The organism is Comamonas trifloxystrobinivorans (assembly GCF_043359985.1).
Lineage (GTDB): Bacteria > Pseudomonadota > Gammaproteobacteria > Burkholderiales > Burkholderiaceae_C > Comamonas > Comamonas trifloxystrobinivorans.
This window is the reverse complement of record NZ_JBHZGV010000007.1, coordinates 241,402-262,620: the sequence shown is the minus strand read 5'-3', so window position 1 is coordinate 262,620 and position 21,219 is coordinate 241,402. Positions and strand designations below refer to the sequence as shown.

Genomic DNA, 21,219 nt, shown 5'->3' with positions numbered 1-21,219 from the left:
CCAGTGTTCCATGAAAATTGCAGGTTTTATATCTGGTAAACCCTTGTTTTTTCTGAAATGAAAGTTTTGATTGGAAAAAATCGGAACACCGTTCTAAAAATCTTTCGGCTTCTCTATACTTGTCCGACTTCTTGGTGCGCTGGCCTGGCCAGCCCAAGATCTGCAGCAACCACAGGATACCCATGAGCGAGAGCAGCAAGACAGCCTTCCATCCTTTTGACCTGAGCGGGCGCGTAGCGCTGGTGACCGGCTGCAATACCGGTATTGGCGCCGGCATTGCGCTGGCGTTGGCGCAGGCCGGGGCCGATATCGTGGGCGTCAACCGCAGCGAGCCTGCCGAGACCGCGGCGCAAGTGCGTGCTTTGGGGCGGCGTTTTGTGGCGGTGCAGGCCGATTTGTCGGTGCCAGCAGTGGCCGCCGATGTGCTGCGCCAGGCGGTGGAGGGTGCGGGCTTTGTCGATGTGCTGGTGAACAATGCCGGCATCATTCGCCGCGCCGATGCGCTGGATTTCAGCGAGGAGGACTGGGATGCGGTGATGAACACCAACCTCAAGACCTTGTTCTTTTTGTCGCAAGCGGTGGCGCGCCACATGCTGGAGCGGGGCGCGCAGCAAGGCGCGGCCTGGCGCGGCGGCAAGATCATCAATATCGCCTCGCTGTTGTCTTTTCAGGGCGGCATCCGCGTGCCTTCGTACACGGCGGCCAAATCCGGCGTGCTGGGGCTGACGCGTTTGCTGGCCAACGAATGGGCGGCCAAGGGTATCAATGTCAATGCCATCGCGCCCGGTTATATCGAGACCAACAACACCGAGGCGCTGCGCCAAGACCCGGCGCGCATGCGCGAGCTGCTGGGCCGTATTCCGGCCGGCCATTTTGGCCAGCCCGCCGATCTGGGCGGGGCAGCGGTGTTTCTCGCTTCTTCGGCGGCCAACTACGTGCATGGCCACACGCTGGCCGTCGATGGCGGCTGGTTGGCCCGATAATTGGCGCTTTCAGCCCAGCCAGAGGACAGCACGATGAGCGAAACCGGCGCAGCGCTGGACAAGGCCGATACCGTAGCCGCGGTGGAGAAGGCGTTCGCCATTCTCGAATGCTTGGGCAACCAGCGCGATATCAGTGTGACCGCGATTGCGCAGCAGCTGTCGCTGTCCAAATCGTCGGTGCATCGCTTGCTGCAAACCCTCAAGGCGCTGGGCTATGTGGCGCAAGACGGCGATTCGGAGCTGTACCGCGCTACCTTGCGCCTGTTTGCTTTGGGCGGCAAGGTTTTGGAGAACACCGATCTGGTGCACGAAGCAGACGAGGAAATGCGCGCCCTGGGTGAGCTGACGCGCGAGACCATCCACCTGGGCGCGCTCGATGAAGACGCCATCATCTACATCCACAAAATCGATTCCGATTTCGGCCTGCGCATGCAGTCGCGCATTGGCCGGCGCAAGCCTTTGCACAGCACGGCGATTGGCAAGGTACTGCTGGCGCACATGGCGCCAGACAAGGCACGCGCCTTGCTGCAATCTCAGCCCTTGAAGATTTTTACGCCGCAGACCTTGAGCAGCGTGGAAGCAGTGATGGAGCTGCTGCCACGCGTGTGGAAGCACGGTTTGGCCGAAGACAACGAAGAGGCCGAACCCGGCCTGCGCTGCATGGCCGTGCCGGTGTACGACCGCTTTGGCAAAGTGCTGGCGGCGCTGTCGATATCTTTCCCGGTGATGCGCTGCGAGGCCGATACGCCCGAGCGCTATGGCGCACTGCTCAAGGCGGCAAGCCAGCGTATTTCGCTGCGCATGGGCTGCCCGCCCGAGCGCTTTGCCAGCGACGACACGCTCTGAGCTGGCACTTTCCTTTTTTGTTTGCTTTCAGCCTTGCCCCTGTTGCTGGCGCCACTGGCTCGGGCTGAGCTGGTGGCGGCTTTGGAACCAGCGGGTGAATGAGCTGTTCTCGGCAAAGCCGGCTTGCACGGCCACTTCGTTGATGCTCAACCGCGCATTGCTCAGACCGCGCTTGGCGGCGTGTGTGCGCACGTTGTCCAGGCACTGCTGGTAGCTGGTGCCCCGCTCTTCGAGCTGGCGCTGCAAGGCGCGCACGGTGCAGCCCATGGCTTGCGCCACCTGCGCCAGGCTGTGGCGGCCGTGCGGCAGCAGGGCGCGGATGGTGCGCTCCACCTGCTGCGCCATGCCGGGCTGGTGCTCGGGCGGGCGGAAGTTGTCCAGCAGAAAACGCGCATGCTGTTCCATGGCCTGGTCGTGCTGCTGGTGCGGGCGCTGCAGATCGTCGCGGCGCAGCACGATGCCGTCAAAATCTGCGCCAAACACCACGTCGCAGCCAAACACACGCCGGTGCTGGCTGCTGCTGGCAGGCGCGGCGTGGCTGAAGTGCACGCTGGCCGGCGCCCAGGCGCTGCCCAGCTGGTGCTTGCACAGGCTGAGCACGGCGGCCACGCCCAGCTCCACCGGGTGGCGGCCTGGGTCGCTGCGGCCGGTTTCCAGCTGCAGTTGCAGCATGGCCAGCTCGCCGTGCTGTACGGTTTCCACTGCCACGGTGCTGCTGAGCAGGTGCTGGTATTCCTTGAGCGTGCCCAGTAGTGCTTGCAAGCTGGCCTGGTGCTGCAGCGCCAGGCTGATGTGGCCAAAGTCCGACAAGCGCCAGCTCGCTCCCATCTGCAAGCCGATGGCGGCATGCGGTGTTTGTGCGGCCGATGCCTCCAGCAAGCCGGCAAAAGCGTTTTCGGGCACGCGCAGATCGGGGGAGACCAGGCAGCTTTGGTCCAGTCCGGCCTGGCGCAGCAGCGCATACGGGTCTTGGCCAAAGCTCTGGGCAACCTGGGAGAACTTGCTCAGGCTGACGCTGCGGATTTGCGGGGGAACAGTCACTGCGGGCATGGCAAACAAAGGCGAAGCGGGCAAGGGCAGTACCGGCGCAGGCGGGGCCTGGGGCACACGAAGCGCCTATGTTAGTGGCTGCTGCAAGGGCCTGGGAGCGCCAGGCTTGCGGGTTTTCCCGTGGTTGGCGGCTGCGTCGGGCCTGGGGGTTTGCCCGCATGCAGCGCTACTGGCTAATTCTGCGTCGTAATTTGTCAAGCTGCTTTGTCAAAGCTCCCTCGAAAATTTTTGTCATGACGCCGCGCCATTCGGGCAGCGGCCGCTGGACAACAGACAAAGGAGCCACGGTGGCAAAAGTAGTGCGATTCGATCAAACCGGCGGGCCCGAGGTTTTGTACCTCGACGAGATGGACGTAGGCCAGCCCGGTCCCGGCCAGGTGCGCCTGGCGCAAAAGGCGGTGGGCCTGAACTTTGCCGACACCTATTTCCGCAGCGGCATTTACCCGGTGCCGCTGCCCAGCGGCATGGGCGTGGAAGGCGCGGGCGTGGTGACGGCAGTGGGCGAAGGCGTCAGCAACGTGCAAGTGGGCGACCGCGTGACCTACACCGGTTTTACCAATACGCTGGGCGCATACAGCTCTGAGCGCCTGGTTCCGGCGGCGGCGCTGATCCGCATGCCGGACACGCTGGATTTCGAGGTAGCCGCCTGCATCACCATGCGCGGCCTGACCGCCGCTTATCTGATGCGCCGTATTTACGATTTTGTGCCTGGCCAGACCATCTTGCTGCATGCCGCCGCAGGCGGCGTGGGCCTGATCGTCACGCAATGGGCCAAGCTGCTGGGGCTGACGGTGATTGGCACCGTCTCCAGCGATGCCAAGGCCGAGATCGCTCGGGCACATGGTTGCGACCACGTCATCAACTACAGCCGCGAAGCCGTAGCACCCACGGTGCGTGCGCTGACCGACGGGCGTGGCGTTGATGTGGTGTTCGACAGCGTCGGCCGCGACACCTTCATGGCCTCGCTCGACTCGCTCAAGCGCCGTGGCCTGATGGTGTGTGTGGGCACGGCCTCGGGCACGATCGAGCCTTTCGATCCGCAGATTCTGGCGCGCAAGGGCTCGCTCTACCTCACCCGCCCGGCGCTGGCCGATTACATTGCCGACCCGGCCGAGAAACAGGCCTTGCTGGGCGAGCTGTTCGAGCATGTCGGCGCAGGCCGCATCCGTATCGACATCCAGAAGCGCTACGCGCTCGAAGAGGCGGCGCAGGCGCACCGCGATCTGGAATCGCGCCAGACGGTCGGCGCTTCGGTGTTTGTGGTGTAAGGAGAGCGAGTGATGAAAGTACAAAAACTGACCTGCACCATTGGTGCCGAAGTCTCGGGCGTGAGCCTGGGCGATGCCTCGCGCGACAGCGGCCTGGCCGAAGCCATCAAGCAATTGCTGCTGGAGCACAAGGTGCTGTTCTTCCACGACCAGCACATCAGCCGTGCCGAGCACGTGGGCTTTGCCCTCTATTTTGGCGATCTGGAAGACCACCCCGTGGCCGGCAGCGACCCGGACCACCCCGGCCTGGTGCAGATCTACCGCAGCGACAAGCGCGAGAACTACGAAAACACCTACCATACCGACGGCCAGTGGCGCGAGACGCCGGCCATGGGCTGTGTGTTGCGTTGTGTGGAAGCGCCCGAGGTGGGCGGCGACACGATCTGGGTGAACATGGTCGAGGCCTACCGCAACCTGCCCGATGAGATCAAGCAGAAAATCGACGGGCTCAAGGTCAAGTGCAGCATCGAGCACGGTTTTGGCGCGGTCATGCCCGAGGCGCAGCGCCTGGAGCTGGGCCGCAAGAACCCGATGGTTGAGCACCCGGTGGTGCGCACCCACCCCGAGACGGGCGAGAAAATTCTCTACGTCTGCAGCTTTGCCACGCACTTTGCCAACTACCACACGCCCGAGAACGTGCGTTATGGCCAGGACAAAACGCCTGGTGCCAGCCTGCTGCTGAACTACCTGATCAGCCAGGCCGCGATCCCCGAGTACCAGGTGCGCTTTCGCTGGCGCCCCAACAGCGTGGCCATGTGGGACAACCGCAGCACCCAGCACTACGCCGTGCAGGACTACTGGCCCGCGCCGCGCAAGATGGAGCGCGCCGCCATCGTGGGTGACCGCCCGTTCTAAGCCGCGCCCAGCCCCAGCGACCCGACAACAGGAGACAAACATGACCCCCGACCCACGCCGCAACTCCCTGCCTCAACCTCTGCGCCGCCAGCTCTGCACCGGCATGGCTGCCGCGCTCGGCACCGCCTTGCTGGCCCTGGCCGCGCCCGCCGCTCAGGCCCAGCAAAGCTGGACGAACAAACCCATCCGCCTGGTGGTGGGCGGCCCGGCCGGCGGCAATGCCGACTCTTTGGCCCGCCTGCTGGCCGAAGGCCTGCACCAGAAGCTGGGCAAGCCGGTGATCGTGGAATCCAAGGCCGGCGCTGCCGGTGCGCTGGCGGTGAACGACCTGGCCCAGAACGGCAAGGACGGCTCGACCTTCCTCGTCATCCAGGCGGGCATCGTCAGCGAAACCCCGCTGGCCTACAAGGTGCACTACCAGCCGTTCAAAGACCTCAAGCCGCTGGCCCAGCTGAGCCGCACCGGCCTGGTGCTGGTGGCCAACAAGGAGGTGCCGGTCAACAACCTGCAGCAGCTCACCAGCTGGGGCAAGGCGCAAAAAGACGGCGTCATGTTTGCCACCTATGCGCCCGGCATGCGCGGCCACACCTCGGGCATTGTGCTGGGCCAATTGCTGGGGCTGGAGATGAACCATGTGGCCTACAAAGGCTCACCCCCGGCGCTCACCGATCTGATGGGCGGCCATGTGCCGCTGATGATTGACGGGCTGACGACCTCGCTGCCGTTGATCAAGAACGGCAAGATCAAGGCGCTGGCGGTGAACTACCCGACGCGCATTACCGAGCTGCCCGATGTGCCCACCTTCAAGGAACTGGGCTACCCACGTCTGGCTGAGACCAGCTGGTTTGGCGTATGGGCGCGGCCTGACGCGCCGGCCGAAGCGCAGCAAGTGGTGCGCGATGTCTCGCTGCAATTCTTTGCGCAGCCGGAGGTTCAGAAAAAAGTGCGCGACATGGGCATGGAGCCCGCAGGCAAAGCCACGCCCGACGAGCTCAGCGCCGAGCTGAAAGTGGCCTACCAGGCCCAGGCCGAGGTGCTCAAAAGCATCAACTACCAGCCGCAATAAGGTGCGGAACAACCAGCGCTGAATAACCCGCGCTGAACACCATCGCAGGCGCAAGCCGCAGCCCAGGCGGCTGAGCGCGGCTGCACGGCCGCACCCACCAAAAACCAACAGCACAAAGCACAAGCCAGGCGACGACCTGGCCGGTGGGCTGCTGCGCGCCAGCGTGCCTGCAGGCCCGGATACCACCACCAAGAAGGAGACAAAAATGAACGCACCACAACGCTGGCTGGCCGCTGCCGCCTTGCTCAGCCCCTGGGCCGTGGCGCAGGCCCAGCCTGCCAGCAGCTCGCAACTGCAGATCTACGGCATTGTCGACATGGCCTTGTCGGCCTACCACGGCGAAGGCGCGGGCACGCGCAGCATGATCACCTCCAGCGGCAACCAGGCCAGCCGGGTCGGTTTTCGCGGCCTGGAAGACCTGGGCGGCGGCATGCAGGCCGGTTTTGATCTGGAGGCAGGCCTCAATGTCGACACCGGTGCCGGCCTGGGCACCAACACCAACAACCAGCCCAGTGGTGCGGTTGGTGGCGGCGGGCTCACCTTCAACCGCAAGTCCTACCTGTTTTGGCGCGGCGCTTTTGGCGAACTGCGCCTGGGGCGCGACTACACGCCCAGCTTCTGGAACACCTTTGTTTACGACCCGTACCGCGTAGGCGTAGGCATCAGCGGCCTCAGCATGCATGGCACTACGAGCACCGGCATCCGAGCCTCCAACAGCGTCGGCTACTACACGCCGGGCTGCAGCAGCTTCAGTTGCAAAGGGCCGTTCTTGCAGTTGATGGCTGCTTCTGGCGAAAACGCCAGCGGCAGCGAGAAAAGTGGCGACGGCAATTACTGGGGCTTCCGCGCCGGCTACGGCGCGCAGAACTGGGATGTGGCGCTGGCCAGCGGCAAAACCAAAAGCCGCGTGGCGGGCAGCTTCACGCAGACCAATATTGGCGCCTCCTACCTGTGGCAAGGCCACCGCCTGATGCTGCTGGCCGGCGAAAACCGCAGTGGCCAGGCCCAAACCAGCCTGGGTGGTGCCAACCGCGTGCGCTTTGCGCAAGTGGGCGGCTGGATCAAGGTGGGCAGCGGTGGCGACTACATCCCCACCAGCTACACCTACCTCAAACGCAACGACGCCCTGGGCAGCACCGCGCACAAATTGTCCATCGGCTTTGTGCACGCGCTCTCGCGCCGCACCGCCTTGTACGGCAACCTGGCGTACATCCACAACGGCGGCTCGCTGCAGCTGCCGGTCAGCTCCAGCGCCGAAATGGGGCCTACGCCAGTACCCGGCGGCGCGGCCTCGGGCTTCGACTTGGGCATTCGCCACAACTTTTGACAGCGGCCCACTGCGCCGAACCAGCCGCGCTGCCTGAGCAAAGGCTGGCGCTGCTGGCCGGCACCAGCGCCACGCGCTTTGCGTGGCATTTTTCTTTGGAGGAATGCAATGAATGAGACAACAGCAGCCACTTACCTGATCTTGCCCGGCCTGCGTGACCATGTAGCCGAGCACTGGCAAACCTTGCTGCAAGCCGAGCTGCCGGGCGCGCAAACCGTGCCACCGCTGGAGCAAGACAAACTCAGCCGCGCCGCCCGTGTGGAGGCCTTGCAGCGGGCCGTAGACGCCATCGACGGCCCCATCATCGTGGTGGCGCATAGCGCCGGCTGTATAACGCTGGTCCACTGGGCGCTGCAATACCCGCAGCATGCGCAGCGCATCCACGCGGCCTTGCTGGCAACGCCTTCCGACATGGAGCGGCCGCTGCCCGCAGGCTACCCGAGCCTGGAAGCGCTGGAGCAGGGCGGCTGGCTGCCCGTGCCGCGCACGCGCCTGCCTTTCCGCAGCCTGCTGGCGGCGAGCCGCAACGACGCGCTGGCCAGCTTCGAGCGCGTGCGCGAATACGCCCAAGATTGGGGCAGCGAGCTGGTAGACATAGGGAATGTCGGCCACCTCAACCCAGCCGCCGGCTACGGCCCTTGGGCGCAGGCGCATGGGTTGCTGGCGCGTTTGGGGTGATGGGTAGCACTTGCCTCTAGCAACGACAGAGGCAAAAAAACAGCTGGCGTGGAGCGATCCACTGCCAGCTGTTCTTATTTGGGCGTATCAGCTCAGTGCCGCATCACATACTCTTGCGCAAGAAGCCCTGGTTACCGCCGTTGCGGTTGGGGGCGAAGCCGTTGGCGGCCAAGCTTTCTTCGACGCTGTCGTAGAACACGCCGATCTTGCTGATGTCGCGCGCTTCTTGGGCGGTGGCGATGGGGCGGCCGAACTCGCGCGAGATGCGAACCAGCTGCTCGATCTGCGACACGGTGCTGGCTTTTTCGGTGCGTGTCTGGTTCCACAGGCAGTCTTCGGTGCCGCAGCGCACATGCAGGCCGGCGGCAATGCCCCACATGTTGACGGGCAGCACGTTGCGCACATTGCTCTCAACGGTGAGCACGGCGCCATCGGGCACGGCGCGCACAAAATTAGCCAGGCTGTAGAGGCTGGGCGTGTCCATGCCGCCGGCAATCGCCACCCAGTTCATCACCAGCGGGCCCATGTAGTGGCCGCGGCGCATCAGGCGCTCCACCGATTCAAAGCTGTTGAGGTTGTAGCACTGGAAAGCGCTCTGGATGCCGGCCTTGGTGAGGCGGCGCACGTGCTCTTCCACCCAGCCGGGCTGCGCGGGCACGGTCATTTCCTTATAGGCGTTGAACAGTGTGGGGTTGGCGCGCGAGGTACCGGCAAAATCGGCATCTTCGGCCTGGTCGGTCACGTTCATTTGCGAAGTGTTGACGGTGACCGTTACCTGGTCGGGCACGGGGTCGAGATCGGCCAGCATGTGGCGCGTGTCGTCGCTCAGCCACTTGGCGGCCTGGCCTTCGTTTTCGGGCGCGAAGCTGATCGATCCTCCTACCTGGATGATCATCTCGGGCACGGCCTTGCGCACGCCGGCTACCAGCTCGTTGAACTTGGACAGGCGCTTGCTGCCCTTGCCGTCGAGCTCGCGCACATGCAGGTGCAGCACGGTGGCGCCGGCGTTGTAGCAGTCCACTGCCTTTTGGATCTGCGCTTCCATGGTCACCGGAATGTCTTCGGGAAAGTCGGAGGGCAGCCAGCCGGGCGCGTAAGGCGCGGCGGTGATGATCAGCGGTTGCTGGTTTTCGGGGAACAAGTGGCCGTCGAGAAAGTTCATGTCGTGTCTCCTGGTAAGCGAAAAGACACTGGCCGATCCAGCTTTGCCACGGGTGCGGCGGCGCGGTTGCGCCAGTGTCATGGAGAGCGACTGTAGAAGCCGAAGCGGCAAGAGCGCTTGACCGATGGCGCGGAGAATTTGCCCATTTGCGTCGGCTCATGCGCAGAGAAGGCGAAAAAAAGCAGCTATTGAAAATAGCTGCTTGGCGGGATGGGGGAAGCAGGGCGCTCAGGGATTGCGCTGCGTGGTCTGGATCATCTTCATGGCGGAGGTGATCAGGCTGGAGACTTCGGTCATGTTGCTGGGCACCACCAAGGTGGTGGTGGCGTCGCTGGCCAGCTTGCCGTAGGCGCTGACGGCTTGTTCGGCGACTTTCAGCTGCACGGCTTGCTCTCCGCCGGGTTGGCGGATGGCGCTGGCGATGCGTTCCAGCGCCTGTGCGGTGGCGTCTGCCACGGCGGTGATGGAGGCGGCTTCGCCTTGCGCCTTGTTGATGGCGGCTTGTTTTTCACCTTCGGAGCGGGCGATGAAGGCTTCGCGCTCGCCGGTGGCGATGTTGATCTGCTCTTGGCGGCGGCCTTCGGAGGCGGCGATCAGGGCGCGCTTTTCGCGCTCGGCGGTGATTTGGGCTTGCATGGAGCGCAGAATTTCGGCGGGCGGCGTCAAATCCTTGATCTCGTAGCGCAGCACCTTCACGCCCCAGTTCAGCGCGGCTTCGTCGATGGCCGAGACCACTTGCGCGTTGATCATGTCGCGCTCTTCAAAGGTTTTATCCAGCTCCAGCTTGCCGATCACGCTGCGCAGCGAGGTCTGGGCCAGCTGCGTGACGGCCATGATGTAGTTGGACGAGCCGTAGCTGGCGCGCATCGGGTCGGTCACCTGGAAATACAGAATGCCGTCTACCTGCAGCTGCGTGTTGTCGCGCGTGATGCAGACCTGGCTGGGCACATCGAGCGGGATCTCTTTCAGGCTGTGCTTGTAGGCCACCTTGTCGATGAAGGGAATGATGAAGCGCGGGCCCGGTGCCAGCGTGCCGGCGTAGCGGCCCAGGCGCTCTTTCACCCAGGCGTGCTGTTGCGGCACGATCTTGACCGCCATGGCGACAAAGATCACGACGATGACAAAAATAATGATGGCAACTTCCATGCTTTCTCCTCGTTTTTGGGTATCCGGGTGCTGGCGCGGCTGGGGCAGGCGGCGCCGACGGGCCTTTGATTAAACCATGCAGGCTTGCGCCTGCAGTTTCAGCTGACGAGTGGCGTGACCATCAGGCGGTTGCCATCCATGCGCACCACCTGGTAGCGGCCATGGGCGGCTGGTTCAGCGCCCGGTTGCAGCACGGCCGTCCATTGCGCGCCGCGGTAGCGAATAGGTGCGGTGCCGTCGGCTTGCCAGGCTTCGATGCTTACTTGCTCGCCAATATCGAGGTGAATACTGCGGTCGCCCTGGGTGTTGTGAGGCACGCCGCGGCGTTTTTGCCGGATGTAGCAGGCCAGCACGGTGGCCGCGCTCACGACGGCTGCCACCACAAACTGCACGGCTTCGCCCGCACCCAGGTGGGCGGCCACCGCCGCGGCGGCCAGGCCGATGGCGACCATCAGCAAATACAAGGTGCCGGTGACCAGTTCTGCGATCACGGCAACCCCCGCCATCAACCACCAAATGCTTGAAAGTGCCATCTTGCTTCCCCCTATCAACCAGGCATTGTTGCTTGATTGTGCAATATCTCGATCAATTTTGCGGCAATTGACGCCGGATACATCAAGCGCCCTTTGAAATTCCGTACACTTCGCGCCTGTTTCGTCTGTTGTTAGCTTTGTTCATTGTGAGGCACCGCCCATGAAATTTCGCTTTCCCATCGTCATCATTGACGAGGATTTCCGTTCGGAAAACACTTCCGGTCTGAGCATCCGCGATCTGGCCCATGCGATCGAGGAGGAAGGCTTTGAAGTGCTGGGCGTTACCAGCTACGGCGATCTGAGCCAGTTTGCGCAGCAGCAAAGCCGGGCCAGCGCCTTTATTTTGTCGATCGACGACGAAGAGTTCCAGCTCGGCGGCGGCGACGATCCGATCGTGCACGACCTGCGCGACTTCATCACCGAAGTGCGCCGCAAGAACCCCGATGTGCCGATCTACATCTACGGTGAGACCAAGACCAGCCGCCACCTGCCCAACGACATTCTGCGCGAGCTCCATGGCTTCATCCACATGTTCGAGGACACGCCCGAGTTCGTGGCCAAGCACATCATCCGCGAGGCCAAGAACTACCTCGAAGGCATTCAGCCGCCTTTCTTCAAGGCCTTGCTCGATTACGCCGAAGACGGCTCCTACAGCTGGCACTGCCCCGGCCACAGCGGTGGCGTGGCTTTCTTGAAGAGCCCCATCGGCCAGATGTACCACCAGTTCTACGGTGAGAACATGCTGCGCGCCGACGTGTGCAACGCGGTCGAAGAGCTCGGCCAGCTGCTCGACCACAACGGCGCCATTGGCGAGAGCGAGCGCAATGCGGCCCGCATCTTCAATGCCGACCACTGCTTCTTCGTGACCAACGGCACCTCCACCTCGAACAAGATGGTGTGGCACCACACCGTTGCTCCGGGCGATGTGGTGGTGGTGGACCGCAACTGCCACAAGTCGATCCTGCACTCGATCATCATGACGGGTGCGATTCCGGTGTTCCTGAAGCCTACGCGCAACCACTTCGGCATCATCGGCCCGATCCACGAGAGCGAGTTCTCGCCCAAGACGATCGAGGCCAAGATTGCCGCCAATCCGCTGCTCAAGGGCGTGGACCCCAAGACCGTCAAGCCTCGCGTGCTGACGCTGACGCAGTCCACCTACGACGGCGTGCTCTACAACACCGAAACCATCAAGCAAAAGCTCGATGGCTATGTCGACAACCTGCACTTTGACGAAGCCTGGTTGCCGCACGCCGCCTTCCACCCCTTCTATGGCAGCTACCACGCCATGGGCAAGAAGCGCGCGCGCCCCAAGCATTCGGTGGTGTATGCCACGCAGTCGATCCACAAGCTGCTCGCCGGTATCAGCCAGGCTTCGCACGTGCTGGTGCAAGACAGCCAGACCCAGAAGCTCGACTTCAACCTGTTCAACGAGGCGTACCTGATGCACACCTCGACCAGCCCGCAGTACAGCATCATCGCCAGCTGCGACGTGGCTGCCGCAATGATGGAGCCGCCCGGCGGCACCGCGCTGGTGGAAGAGTCGATTGTCGAGGCGCTCGACTTCCGCCGAGCCATGCGCAAGGTGGAAGACGAGTTCGGCAAGAACGATTGGTGGTTCAAGGTCTGGGGCCCCGAAGAGCTGGCCGACGAAGGCATTGGCCGCGCCGATGACTGGATCATCCGCGGCAAGAAGAGCAAGAGCGGCAAGGCCAGCTCCAACAGCTGGCACGGCTTTGGCGAGCTGGCCGACGGCTTCAACATGCTCGACCCGATCAAGTCGACCATCGTCACGCCCGGCCTCAACCTCGACGGCAAGTTCGACAAGACCGGTATTCCCGCGTCCATCGTCACCAAATACCTGGCCGAGCACGGCGTGGTGGTGGAGAAGACGGGTCTGTACTCGTTCTTCATCATGTTCACCATCGGCATCACCAAGGGCCGCTGGAACACCATGCTGACCGCCTTGCAACAGTTCAAGGACGATTACGAGAAGAACCAGCCGATGTGGCGCATCTTGCCGGAGTTCAGCAAGCAGCACAAAGTGTATGAACGCATGGGCCTGCGCGACCTGTGCCAGCACGTGCACCAGCTCTACGCCAAGTACGACATTGCCCGCCTGACGACCGACATGTACCTGTCGGATCTGACGCCGGCCATGAAGCCTTCGGACGCCTACGCCCACATCGCTCGCCGCAAGACCGAGCGCGTGGAGATCGACAAGCTCGAAGGCCGCGTCACCGTGGGCCTGGTCACGCCTTACCCACCCGGCATTCCGCTGCTGATTCCGGGCGAAGTCTTCAACAAGAAGATTGTGGATTACCTGATTTTCGCCCGCGAGTTCTCCAAGCTCTGCCCCGGCTTTGAAACCGACATCCACGGCCTGGTGGAGCTGGTCGACGAAGACGGCGAAGTGCGCTACTACGCCGATTGCGTGGCGCTGAGCTCGGACGACAAGGCGGTGCAAACCCAGGTGGTGTCTGCGCCCGTGGCCGCTGCCAAAAAAGCGGCGCCGCTGCTGGCCAGCAAGGCCCCGCCCAAGTCGAGCAAGATCAAGACCGAAGCCGGCATGAAAAAAGCCCTGAAGGCCGAAAAGCCTGTGGGCGATGCCAGCGCCGGCATCGTCTCGCCCGTGGCCAAAACGCCCGAGGCCGCGCCTAAGGCGCGCAAGAGCACCAAGCCTCGTACGCCGAAGGTGTGATTGGGTTGAGCCAAGCTCTGGCTTGGCTGGCTTGAAGCAAAAGCAGCGCTGCGGTGCTGCTTTTTTATTGTTTGCAGCATCTGTTGCCAAACCGACCAGCCATTGCAAGCGAATCAGTTCAACGCCGGTTAGAAAAGCCGCCTGCTGGAACAGTTTCGGCTGTAGCTGAGACGCTTGGGGCTGCCGCTACATTGGACAGCGCTGTACTTGTGTTGCGTTTTGATTGTCTTTGGACCAGGTTCAAAAAGCGCTACGCAGCTGTGCCAAATCGGCAAAAAATGGCAGATGCAGCAGATTTGCGTTGTAGATGCAGCTGCTGGGGCGTTGCATGCGGCTTGATTACGTGGTGCGCTGGGGATTTCGGCTGTTGCTATTGCAAGCCTGCGCTGTCAGCAAAAAAATATGGAAGGCCGAAGAAGTTTTCTGCGCTCAGAAAAATCACGGCACACCTTCCTCCCGCACACGCCAGTAAGTGGCAAAACGCGGCAAGCCGCTGGCGTGCAGGCCCCGGTAGCGGTAGGTGACCCAGCTGCCTATGGGCGGCGGGTGGCGGCGGTCGGCGTCTTTCAGGCCGCTGCCCAGTTTGAACTGCAGGCCGGCGGGCGTGCGCACCAGCAAAGCGCCGGTCAGGCCTTCGTACTTGCCTTTGCCGGGCAGGTAGCCGATCACCTGGGCTTCTGCGTCTTCCTGGGGTTTGAGTTTGAGCACATCGTCGCCCCGGCCGCTGCGGTAGGGCGCGCTGGCTTTGTGCAGCACCAGGCCTTCGCCGCCTTGTTTGACAATTTGCTGCATGCGGCGCAGCAAGGCGGCTTCGTCGGGCTCTTTCCATTGTGGGGCCGCTTGCACCCAGGGCTGGCGCGCAGCGCGGGCAAATTGCTCAATGACGGGCAAGCGTGCGTCGAAAGAGCCGGGCGCAGTGGGCGCATCAAAAAGCATGAAGCGAATTTGTCGCCATTCGGCATCGACAGGCTGCTGCTTGCGGGTGGTGGATTGCGCTTGCGCGAACTGGCCGCGCCCGGCCCAGAGCTCACCTTCTATGGGAGTGGCGGGCCAGCCGGCATTGAACCAGGCGGGCGCGTTGATGGGCTCGCCCTGGCGCGTCCACAAGGCTTGGCCGTCCCAGTAGCCGCGCACGCCATCGTATTTTTCGCTCACCCAGTATTGCGACAAATCCAGGCCACCGGGATAGCTTTGCGCCAACCACAGCGCGGGTTTGTCGGCTGCGTGGCCGGTGGCGGCTACCATCAGCAGCCAGAATGCGAGCCAGCTGGCGCGTGCCCAATTGTGCAGAATGCGGCGCATGTTTGCCTTTCGTCGCAGCAGGAATGCAGCGCTGAAAAGCATCGTAGTGGCCGCTCATGCAGGCGGTGCGTGCATTTGTCAGCGCTCTGCGGTGCATCAAGAAGCCTTGCGCTTGACCTTCACACCATGGCAATCTTTACAGTCTTGGCAAACACAATGCAAACCTAGAAAGAGAACAAAGCCATGAGCACTGCAGCAAGCCATTTGCCCAACTCCCATACATTGCTGGAACTGCCTATTGAGGGCATGACCTGCGCCTCTTGCGTGGGCCGCGTAGAGCGCGCCTTGAAGGCGGTGCCCGGCGTTGCCAATGCCACGGTGAACCTGGCCACCGAGCGCGCAAGCCTGCAATTGGCAGACGATGCTCAGGCCACCACGGTGAACGACAGCGCCGTGGCCGCCATCACCAAGGCGGGCTACAACGTGCCCAGCCAGCAGATAGAACTGGCGGTAGACGGCATGACCTGCGCCTCTTGCGTAGGCCGGGTAGAGCGCGCCTTGAAGAACGTGCCTGGCGTGCAGAGCGCAGCCGTCAACCTGGCGACCGAGCGCGCCACTGTCAGTGCCAGCGCTGGCGTCAGCGCCGAAGCCTTGCGCGCTGCCGTGGCCAAAGCGGGTTATGAGTCGCGCTTGGTGGCGGATGGCGCGCAGGCCGCCGATCAGCACAGCGAACGCCAGCAGCAAGAGCTGCAAACCTTGAAGCGCGATCTGGCCATTGCCACCGCGCTGGCCGGCCCGGTGTTTGTGCTGGAGATGGGCGGCCACATGGTGCCCGGTTTTCACCATTGGGTCAGCCAGTGGCTGCCGCAGCACGCCAGCTGGCTGTTGCAGTTTGTGCTGACCACGCTGGTGCTGGCCGGGCCGGGGCGGCGCTTTTTCATCAAGGGCATTCCGGCGCTGCTGCGCGGCGCGCCAGATATGAATTCGCTTGTGGCGGTGGGTACATCGGCCGCATATCTGTACTCGGTGGTGGCTACGTTTGCGCCCAATTTGCTGCCTGCGGGCACGGTCAACGTGTACTTTGAGGCGGCAGCCGTCATCATTGCGCTGATTTTGCTGGGCCGCTATATGGAGGCGCGGGCCAAAGGCAATACCTCGGCGGCCATCAAGCGCCTGGTGCAATTGCAGGCCAAAACGGCGCTGGTGCAGCGTGGCGGCGAATGGACAGAAGTGGCGATTGCCGAAGTGCTGCAAGGCGATGCCGTGCAAGTGCGGCCGGGCGAGCGTATTCCGGTCGATGGCCGGGTGACGGCAGGCGACAGCTTTGTTGATGAGTCGATGATCAGCGGCGAGCCCGTGCCCGTGCAGAAAACCGTTGGCGCCGAAGTGGTGGGCGGCACCGTCAACCAAAAGGGCGCGCTCACGCTGGAGGCCACCAAGGTGGGCGGCGACACGGTGCTGGCGCAGATCATCCGCATGGTGGAGCAGGCGCAGGGCGGCAAGCTGCCGATCCAGGCTGTGGTCGACAAGGTAACCATGTGGTTTGTGCCGGCTGTGATGGCCGCTGCGCTGCTGACTTTCCTGGTGTGGCTGGTATTTGGCCCTTCGCCCGCTTTGAGCTTTGCGCTGGTGAACGCGGTGGCCGTGCTGATCATCGCTTGCCCTTGCGCCATGGGTTTGGCAACGCCAACCTCGATCATGGTGGCTACGGGCCGCGCTGCGCAGTTGGGCGTGCTGTTCCGCAAGGGCGAGGCGCTGCAGTCGCTGCGCGATGCCAAGGTGGTGGCCGTGGACAAGACCGGCACGCTGACCGAAGGCAAGCCTGCCTTGACCGATTTGGTGCTGGCGCCGGGCTTTGAGCGTGCGCTCGTATTGGCCGCTGTGGCAGCGGTGGAGAGCCAATCCGAACACCCGATTGCCCAGGCCATTGTGCAAGCGGCCAAGGCCGAAGGCTTGCAGCCGGCAGCGCTGAGCCAGTTTGAATCCGTTACCGGCTATGGCGTGCGTGCCATGGTGGGCGGCGACAAGGTAGAAGTGGGCGCAGACCGCATGATGGCGCAATTGGGTGCCGATGTAGCCGTGTTTGCCGACGAAGCCGCCCGTTTCGGCAGCGAAGGTAAAACGCCGCTGTACGCCGCCATCAACGGCCAGCTCGCCGCCATGATTGCCGTGGCCGACCCGATCAAAGCCACTACGCGCGCTGCCATCGACGGTCTGCACGCCATGGGCTTGAAGGTGGCCATGATTACTGGCGACAACCGCCGCACGGGTGAGGCCATTGCCAAGCAACTGGGTATTGACGAAGTGGTGGCCGAAGTGCTGCCCGACGGCAAGGTCGAAGCCGTCAAACGCCTGCGCGCCGAGCATGGCGCCTTGGCCTATGTGGGCGACGGCATCAACGACGCACCGGCCCTGGCCGAGGCCGAAGTGGGCGTAGCCATTGGCACGGGCACCGACATTGCCATCGAGTCGGCCGACGTGGTGCTGATGGGGGGCGACATGCGCGGCGTGGTCACCGCCATCGGCCTCTCGCGCGCCACCATGCGCAACATCCAGCAAAACCTGTTCTGGGCCTTTGCCTACAACGTGGCACTGATCCCGGTGGCCGCTGGGCTGCTGTACCCGATCAATGGCACGCTGCTGTCGCCGGTGTTCGCGGCCGGCGCCATGGCCATGTCGAGCGTGTTTGTGTTGGGCAATGCGCTGCGGCTGCGGAGCTTCAAGGGTTAAGGGCGGACCGCAGTGTGCTCTGGGCTGGCACATGCAGTGGCTGCTTGAAGGCACGGAAAAGTGCGAAAAAATTGACAATATCTCATTTGAGATACAAAATGGCGTCATGACAAGCTCTTCCTCCATGCTCCATGTGCGTGTCGACGACGCCATCAAAACGCAAGCCGCCGATACTTTGGCCGCCATGGGTTTGACCATGTCGGATGCAGTGCGCCTCTTTTTGCACCGGGTGGTGGCAGAGCAGGCTTTTCCGTTGGAGCTGAAAGTGCCCAATGCCGAAACCCAGGCTGCCATGGCCGAGGCTCGCGCCATGATGGCCGAGCGTCAGGCGCGCTTTGGCTCCAGCGCTGAGCTGTTCGATGCCCTCGAAAAAAACAGCCGCCGCTAAGCGTGCGCCGCTGCCGCGGCAGTCAGACTTCACCAAAACTTTTGTCAAGGACTGGGAGCGGCTGGCGCACTCGGGCCGCTACGATCTGCACGCCCTCAAAGCGGCCATGTTGCTGTTGATTGCCAACGATGCACCGTTGGGCCCTGAGTGGCTGGACCATGCGCTCAAAGGCGAGTGGGCAGACCATCGGGAATGCCACATTGGCGGCGACTTTTTGCTGATTTACCGCGTGCAAGGCAACGCCATCTGCTTTGTGCGAGCAGGCACGCATGCCGAGCTATTTGGCGCATGAGTTGTTCGCAAGCCGCTGCCCAGCACTGCGTTTGAATACAAAAAAGCCCGCCGACTGCAAAGCCGGCGGGCTTGTTTTTTGCGCGCGGGGTTTTTACACCTGGTCAGCCGACAGGCCGGCGGTCTGGCTGAAGCCGCCGTCCACGTAGGTGATCTCGGCGGTGACGCCCGAGGCCAGGTCGCTCAGCAGGAAGGCGGCCACATTGCCCACGTCTTCGATGGTGACGTTGCGGCGCAGCGGGGCGGCGTCGGCCATGCGGCCGAGCAGCTTGCCGAAATCCTTGATGCCCGAGGCAGCCAGGGTCTTGATCGGGCCGGCCGAGATGCCGTTGGCGCGGATGGCGCGGCCATCAGCGGTGCGGCCGACGGCTTCAGCCAGGTAGCGCACCGAGGCTTCGAGCGATGCCTTGGCCAGGCCCATGGTGTTGTAGTTGGGGATGGAGCGCAGCGCGCCCAGGTACGACAGGGTCAGCAGCGAGGATTTGTCGTTGAGGTAGGGCAGGGCTGCCTTGGCCATGGCCGGGAAGCTGTAGGCGCTGATGTCGTGGGCGATCTTGAAGGATTCGCGGCTCAGGCCTTCGAGGAAGTTGCCGGCAATCGCTTCACGCGGTGCAAAGCCGATCGAGTGCACAAAGCCGTCGAACTTGCCCCAGGCATCGCCCAGGCCCTTGAACATGGCTTCGATCTGGGCATCGTCGGCGACGTCGCAGTCGAACACCAGCGTGGAGTTGAACTCGGCGGCAAATTCGGTGATGCGGTCTTTGAAACGCTCACCCACGTAGCTGAAAGCCAGCTCGGCGCCTTGCTCGTGGCAGGCCTTGGCGATGCCGTAAGCGATGGAGCGGTTGGAGAGCACACCCGTGATCAACAGCTTCTTGCCGGTCAGAAATCCCATTCTTTATTCTCCTGGTAGGTTCCGCTGCTTGCGAAACAACAATACAAAGGGCGGCGAGCGCCAATCTGCCACCGTGCTGTCGGACAAAACGGTGGCGCAGGCGCCCGGCTAGGGCAGAATTGTCGCATGCGCTTTTGTCTCCCGCTGATTTTGTCTGCCGCCCTGGCTGCACCGGCCTGGGCGGGCCACGCTTATGCCCTGTGGGGCGAGCCGCGTTATGCGGCGGATTTCAAGCATTTCGCCTATGCCAACCCGGCGGCCCCCAAAGGGGGCGAGCTGCGGCTGGTGAGCGGTTTGCGCTATTCCACCTTCGACAAATACAACCCGTTCACCATCAAGGGCTCCCCGCCGGCCTACCTGAGCGACATGCTGTTCGAGAGCCTGCTCACCGGCAGCCTGGACGAAACCGCCACCGGCTACGGGCTCTTGGCCGAAGATGTGACGGTCGCGCCAGACGGCCTGTCGGCCACCTTCCGGCTGCGGCCGGAGGCGCGTTTTCACAACGGCAAGCCGGTGCTGGCGGCCGATGTGCAATACAGCTACGAAACACTGATCAGCAAATACGCGTCGCCCGGCTTCAAAACCCTGCTGGCCGAGGTGGACGGCTGCGATGTGCTGGACGAGCGCACGCTGCGCTTTCGCTTCAAAAAGCCTAACCGCGATCTGCCGCTGACCGTGGGCGGCCTGCCGGTGTTCAGCCGTGATTGGGGCAAGGGCGAGGACGGCAAGACCAAGCAGTTCGACCAGATAGTGACCGACATCCCGATTGGCAGCGGGCCATACAAGATCGGGCCGGTGAACTTTGGCAAGGACATCACCTATGTGCGCGACCCGGGCTACTGGGGCAAGAACCTGCCGGTGCGCGTGGGCAGCAACAATTTTGACAAGGTCACCGTCAAGATCTACCGCGACAACACCGCCAAGCTGGAGGCGCTCAAGGCCGGCGAGTTCGATCTGATGCGTTTTTTCAGCGCTGGCGATTGGGCGCGCCGCCTTTACGGCAAGCGCTTTGACAGCGGCGAGCTGCGCAAAGGCGAGTTTGCGCACAAGCTGCCCTCGGGCTTTCAAAGCTATTTCTTGAACACGCGCCGCCCCTTGTTGCAAGACGAGCGCGTGCGCGAGGCGCTGGGCCTGGCCTACGATTACGAGTGGATGAACCGCCAAATGTTCTATGGCGCCTACCAACGCGTGCATGGTTTGTTTGGCAATACCGCTTGCGAAACCCATGGCTCGCCGAGCGAGGCCGAGCTGGCGCTGCTCAAGCCGTTTGAGAAGGATTTGCCCGAAGGCACGCTGGGCCCGATGCAAGACCCGCCGCGCACCGATGGCGACAGCAGCTTGCGCGCCAATTTGCGCAAGGCGCAAAAACTGCTGGATGAGGCTGGCTGGAAAGTGGGCGCCGATGGCGTACTGCGCAATGCCAAGGGCGAGGCCTTGGTGCTGGAGTATCTGGACAGCAGTGAAGGCGGCACCAAGCTCATCAGCTCCTGGGCGCGCAACCTCGAAAAACTGGGCATCACGCTCAAGCTGCGGGTGGTGGATTTTGCGCTCTACCAGCAGCGGCTGGACAAGTTCGATTTCGACATCATCACGCTCAATATCCCCGGCACGCACAACCCGGGGCAGGAATACGCCGATCTGTTTGGCAGTGCCGCGGCCGATATCGAGAGTTCGGGCAACTTCATTGGCCTGAAAAACCCGGCCGTCGATGCCATGATTGCCCAGATGGCCAGCGCCAAGACCGAAGCGCAATTGCTGCCCGCTTGCCACGCACTCGAACGCATCATCGTTGCAGGCAATTACCTGATCCCGCAGTACTACGCGGGCAACCACCGCATGGTGTACGACGCCTGGCGCCTGGCCATGCCGGCCCAGACGCCGCCCTATGTGCCGGGCGAAACCTGGGTCATCAACCAGTGGTGGGCGCAACTGCCGCCGCTCACCGCCGCTACCGCCAAGCGTTGATGCTATGATCAAAAAAGCCGTTTGCCATGGTGCAACCAGCGCTGACAGCTATGTTTTTCATAGTTTTAGCGGCGGCCAGCCAGTCGCCTGATG

Annotated in this window: 18 protein-coding genes; 12 read left to right on the top strand and 6 right to left on the bottom strand. The window is 63.0% G+C overall.

Going from position 1 to position 21,219, the window contains the following annotated elements; all coding sequences use genetic code 11:
* Nucleotides 1–182 precede the first annotated feature (182 nt).
* Together kduD and kdgR are read left to right on the top strand one after the other, a co-directional pair.
* Nucleotides 183–983 carry a 2-dehydro-3-deoxy-D-gluconate 5-dehydrogenase KduD gene (kduD, locus tag ACFIQF_RS10495; RefSeq protein ID WP_393942595.1) on the top strand — a complete coding sequence of 267 codons (801 nt, stop codon included), beginning with the start codon at nucleotides 183–185 and terminating at the stop codon, nucleotides 981–983.
* A gap of 33 nt (nucleotides 984–1,016) precedes the next feature.
* Nucleotides 1,017–1,829 (top strand): DNA-binding transcriptional regulator KdgR, encoded by an 813-nt coding sequence (kdgR, locus tag ACFIQF_RS10490; RefSeq protein WP_393942593.1) that lies wholly within the window; start codon nucleotides 1,017–1,019, stop codon nucleotides 1,827–1,829.
* Nucleotides 1,830–1,856: 27 nt separating this feature from the next.
* On the opposite strand, the gene ACFIQF_RS10485 is transcribed toward kdgR, so the two are convergent.
* A complete protein-coding gene (locus ACFIQF_RS10485) occupies nucleotides 1,857–2,936 on the bottom strand; it encodes an AraC family transcriptional regulator (protein WP_393942592.1) in 1,080 nt (359 codons plus the stop codon).
* A gap of 230 nt (nucleotides 2,937–3,166) precedes the next feature.
* Here ACFIQF_RS10485 and ACFIQF_RS10480 point away from each other — a divergent pair, with 230 nt between their 5' ends.
* The 5 genes from ACFIQF_RS10480 to ACFIQF_RS10460 all read left to right on the top strand — a co-directional run bounded on the left by ACFIQF_RS10480 (nucleotide 3,167) and on the right by ACFIQF_RS10460 (nucleotide 8,073).
* A complete protein-coding gene (locus ACFIQF_RS10480) occupies nucleotides 3,167–4,147 on the top strand; it encodes a quinone oxidoreductase family protein (protein WP_393942590.1) in 981 nt (326 codons plus the stop codon).
* Nucleotides 4,148–4,159: 12 nt separating this feature from the next.
* A complete protein-coding gene (locus ACFIQF_RS10475) occupies nucleotides 4,160–5,002 on the top strand; it encodes a TauD/TfdA dioxygenase family protein (RefSeq protein WP_393942588.1) in 843 nt (280 codons plus the stop codon).
* Between the two features lie 103 nt (nucleotides 5,003–5,105).
* Nucleotides 5,106–6,068 (top strand): tripartite tricarboxylate transporter substrate binding protein, encoded by a 963-nt coding sequence (locus ACFIQF_RS10470; RefSeq protein ID WP_393942635.1) that lies wholly within the window; start codon nucleotides 5,106–5,108, stop codon nucleotides 6,066–6,068.
* Nucleotides 6,069–6,273: 205 nt separating this feature from the next.
* On the top strand, nucleotides 6,274–7,395 hold the full coding sequence (locus ACFIQF_RS10465; RefSeq protein ID WP_393942587.1) for a porin: 1,122 nt from the start codon (nucleotides 6,274–6,276) through the stop codon (nucleotides 7,393–7,395).
* Nucleotides 7,396–7,503: 108 nt separating this feature from the next.
* The gene (locus ACFIQF_RS10460) at nucleotides 7,504–8,073 is read left to right on the top strand and encodes an RBBP9/YdeN family alpha/beta hydrolase (protein WP_393942585.1); all 570 of its coding nucleotides are present in this window, start codon (nucleotides 7,504–7,506) and stop codon (nucleotides 8,071–8,073) included.
* A 103-nt stretch (nucleotides 8,074–8,176) separates the two neighbouring features.
* Here the strand turns inward: ACFIQF_RS10460 and ACFIQF_RS10455 are convergent, their stop codons facing one another.
* The 3 genes from ACFIQF_RS10455 to ACFIQF_RS10445 form a co-directional block, all read right to left on the bottom strand.
* Nucleotides 8,177–9,235 carry a beta-keto acid cleavage family enzyme gene (locus ACFIQF_RS10455; RefSeq protein ID WP_393942583.1) on the bottom strand — a complete coding sequence of 353 codons (1,059 nt, stop codon included), beginning with the start codon at nucleotides 9,233–9,235 and terminating at the stop codon, nucleotides 8,177–8,179.
* Between the two features lie 228 nt (nucleotides 9,236–9,463).
* Nucleotides 9,464–10,381 carry an SPFH domain-containing protein gene (locus ACFIQF_RS10450; protein ID WP_393942581.1) on the bottom strand — a complete coding sequence of 306 codons (918 nt, stop codon included), beginning with the start codon at nucleotides 10,379–10,381 and terminating at the stop codon, nucleotides 9,464–9,466.
* Nucleotides 10,382–10,479: 98 nt separating this feature from the next.
* The gene (locus tag ACFIQF_RS10445) at nucleotides 10,480–10,872 is read right to left on the bottom strand and encodes an NfeD family protein (protein WP_393942579.1); all 393 of its coding nucleotides are present in this window, start codon (nucleotides 10,870–10,872) and stop codon (nucleotides 10,480–10,482) included.
* Between the two features lie 202 nt (nucleotides 10,873–11,074).
* Between ACFIQF_RS10445 and ACFIQF_RS10440 the strand changes: the two genes are divergently transcribed.
* Nucleotides 11,075–13,615: an Orn/Lys/Arg family decarboxylase gene (locus ACFIQF_RS10440; RefSeq protein ID WP_393942578.1), complete on the top strand. Its 2,541-nt coding sequence runs from the start codon at nucleotides 11,075–11,077 to the stop codon at nucleotides 13,613–13,615.
* Nucleotides 13,616–14,053: 438 nt separating this feature from the next.
* Here ACFIQF_RS10440 and ACFIQF_RS10435 read toward each other — a convergent pair whose 3' ends face one another.
* On the bottom strand, nucleotides 14,054–14,917 hold the full coding sequence (locus ACFIQF_RS10435) for a DNA ligase (protein WP_393942576.1): 864 nt from the start codon (nucleotides 14,915–14,917) through the stop codon (nucleotides 14,054–14,056).
* 183 nt (nucleotides 14,918–15,100) lie between these two features.
* Between ACFIQF_RS10435 and ACFIQF_RS10430 the strand changes: the two genes are divergently transcribed.
* From ACFIQF_RS10430 to ACFIQF_RS10420, 3 genes are all read left to right on the top strand, one after another.
* On the top strand, nucleotides 15,101–17,587 hold the full coding sequence (locus ACFIQF_RS10430; protein ID WP_393942574.1) for a heavy metal translocating P-type ATPase: 2,487 nt from the start codon (nucleotides 15,101–15,103) through the stop codon (nucleotides 17,585–17,587).
* A gap of 106 nt (nucleotides 17,588–17,693) precedes the next feature.
* Complete coding sequence (locus ACFIQF_RS10425; protein WP_393942572.1) at nucleotides 17,694–17,975, top strand: type II toxin-antitoxin system RelB/DinJ family antitoxin; 282 nt, start codon at nucleotides 17,694–17,696, stop codon at nucleotides 17,973–17,975.
* Nucleotides 17,947–18,267 (top strand): type II toxin-antitoxin system YafQ family toxin, encoded by a 321-nt coding sequence (locus ACFIQF_RS10420; RefSeq protein ID WP_393942571.1) that lies wholly within the window; start codon nucleotides 17,947–17,949, stop codon nucleotides 18,265–18,267. Before ACFIQF_RS10425 ends, ACFIQF_RS10420 begins: the two co-directional genes overlap by 29 nt.
* A 93-nt stretch (nucleotides 18,268–18,360) precedes the next feature.
* On the opposite strand, the gene fabI is transcribed toward ACFIQF_RS10420, so the two are convergent.
* Nucleotides 18,361–19,161, bottom strand: coding sequence for an enoyl-ACP reductase FabI (gene fabI, locus ACFIQF_RS10415; RefSeq protein WP_393942570.1), 801 nt, complete (start codon nucleotides 19,159–19,161; stop codon nucleotides 18,361–18,363).
* A 126-nt stretch (nucleotides 19,162–19,287) separates the two neighbouring features.
* Here fabI and ACFIQF_RS10410 point away from each other — a divergent pair, with 126 nt between their 5' ends.
* Nucleotides 19,288–21,126: an extracellular solute-binding protein gene (locus ACFIQF_RS10410; protein ID WP_393942569.1), complete on the top strand. Its 1,839-nt coding sequence runs from the start codon at nucleotides 19,288–19,290 to the stop codon at nucleotides 21,124–21,126.
* The last annotated feature ends 93 nt before the right edge of the window (nucleotides 21,127–21,219 follow it).

Excerpts from the sequence above, each read along its gene's own strand:
- ACFIQF_RS10410 (WP_393942569.1), top strand. The coding sequence starts at position 19,288 with ATGCGCTTTTGTCTCCCGCTGATTTTGTCTGCCGCCCTGGCTGCACCG.
- ACFIQF_RS10465 (WP_393942587.1), top strand. The coding sequence starts at position 6,274 with ATGAACGCACCACAACGCTGGCTGGCCGCTGCCGCCTTGCTCAGCCCC.
- ACFIQF_RS10450 (WP_393942581.1), bottom strand. The coding sequence starts at position 10,381 with ATGGAAGTTGCCATCATTATTTTTGTCATCGTCGTGATCTTTGTCGCC.
- ACFIQF_RS10440 (WP_393942578.1), top strand. The coding sequence starts at position 11,075 with ATGAAATTTCGCTTTCCCATCGTCATCATTGACGAGGATTTCCGTTCG.
- kduD (WP_393942595.1), top strand. The coding sequence starts at position 183 with ATGAGCGAGAGCAGCAAGACAGCCTTCCATCCTTTTGACCTGAGCGGG.
- fabI (WP_393942570.1), bottom strand. The coding sequence starts at position 19,161 with ATGGGATTTCTGACCGGCAAGAAGCTGTTGATCACGGGTGTGCTCTCC.
- ACFIQF_RS10455 (WP_393942583.1), bottom strand. The coding sequence starts at position 9,235 with ATGAACTTTCTCGACGGCCACTTGTTCCCCGAAAACCAGCAACCGCTG.
- ACFIQF_RS10425 (WP_393942572.1), top strand. The coding sequence starts at position 17,694 with ATGACAAGCTCTTCCTCCATGCTCCATGTGCGTGTCGACGACGCCATC.
- ACFIQF_RS10435 (WP_393942576.1), bottom strand. The coding sequence starts at position 14,917 with ATGCGCCGCATTCTGCACAATTGGGCACGCGCCAGCTGGCTCGCATTC.
- ACFIQF_RS10460 (WP_393942585.1), top strand. The coding sequence starts at position 7,504 with ATGAATGAGACAACAGCAGCCACTTACCTGATCTTGCCCGGCCTGCGT.
- ACFIQF_RS10470 (WP_393942635.1), top strand. The coding sequence starts at position 5,106 with ATGGCTGCCGCGCTCGGCACCGCCTTGCTGGCCCTGGCCGCGCCCGCC.
- kdgR (WP_393942593.1), top strand. The coding sequence starts at position 1,017 with ATGAGCGAAACCGGCGCAGCGCTGGACAAGGCCGATACCGTAGCCGCG.
- ACFIQF_RS10475 (WP_393942588.1), top strand. The coding sequence starts at position 4,160 with ATGAAAGTACAAAAACTGACCTGCACCATTGGTGCCGAAGTCTCGGGC.
- ACFIQF_RS10430 (WP_393942574.1), top strand. The coding sequence starts at position 15,101 with ATGAGCACTGCAGCAAGCCATTTGCCCAACTCCCATACATTGCTGGAA.
- ACFIQF_RS10420 (WP_393942571.1), top strand. The coding sequence starts at position 17,947 with ATGCCCTCGAAAAAAACAGCCGCCGCTAAGCGTGCGCCGCTGCCGCGG.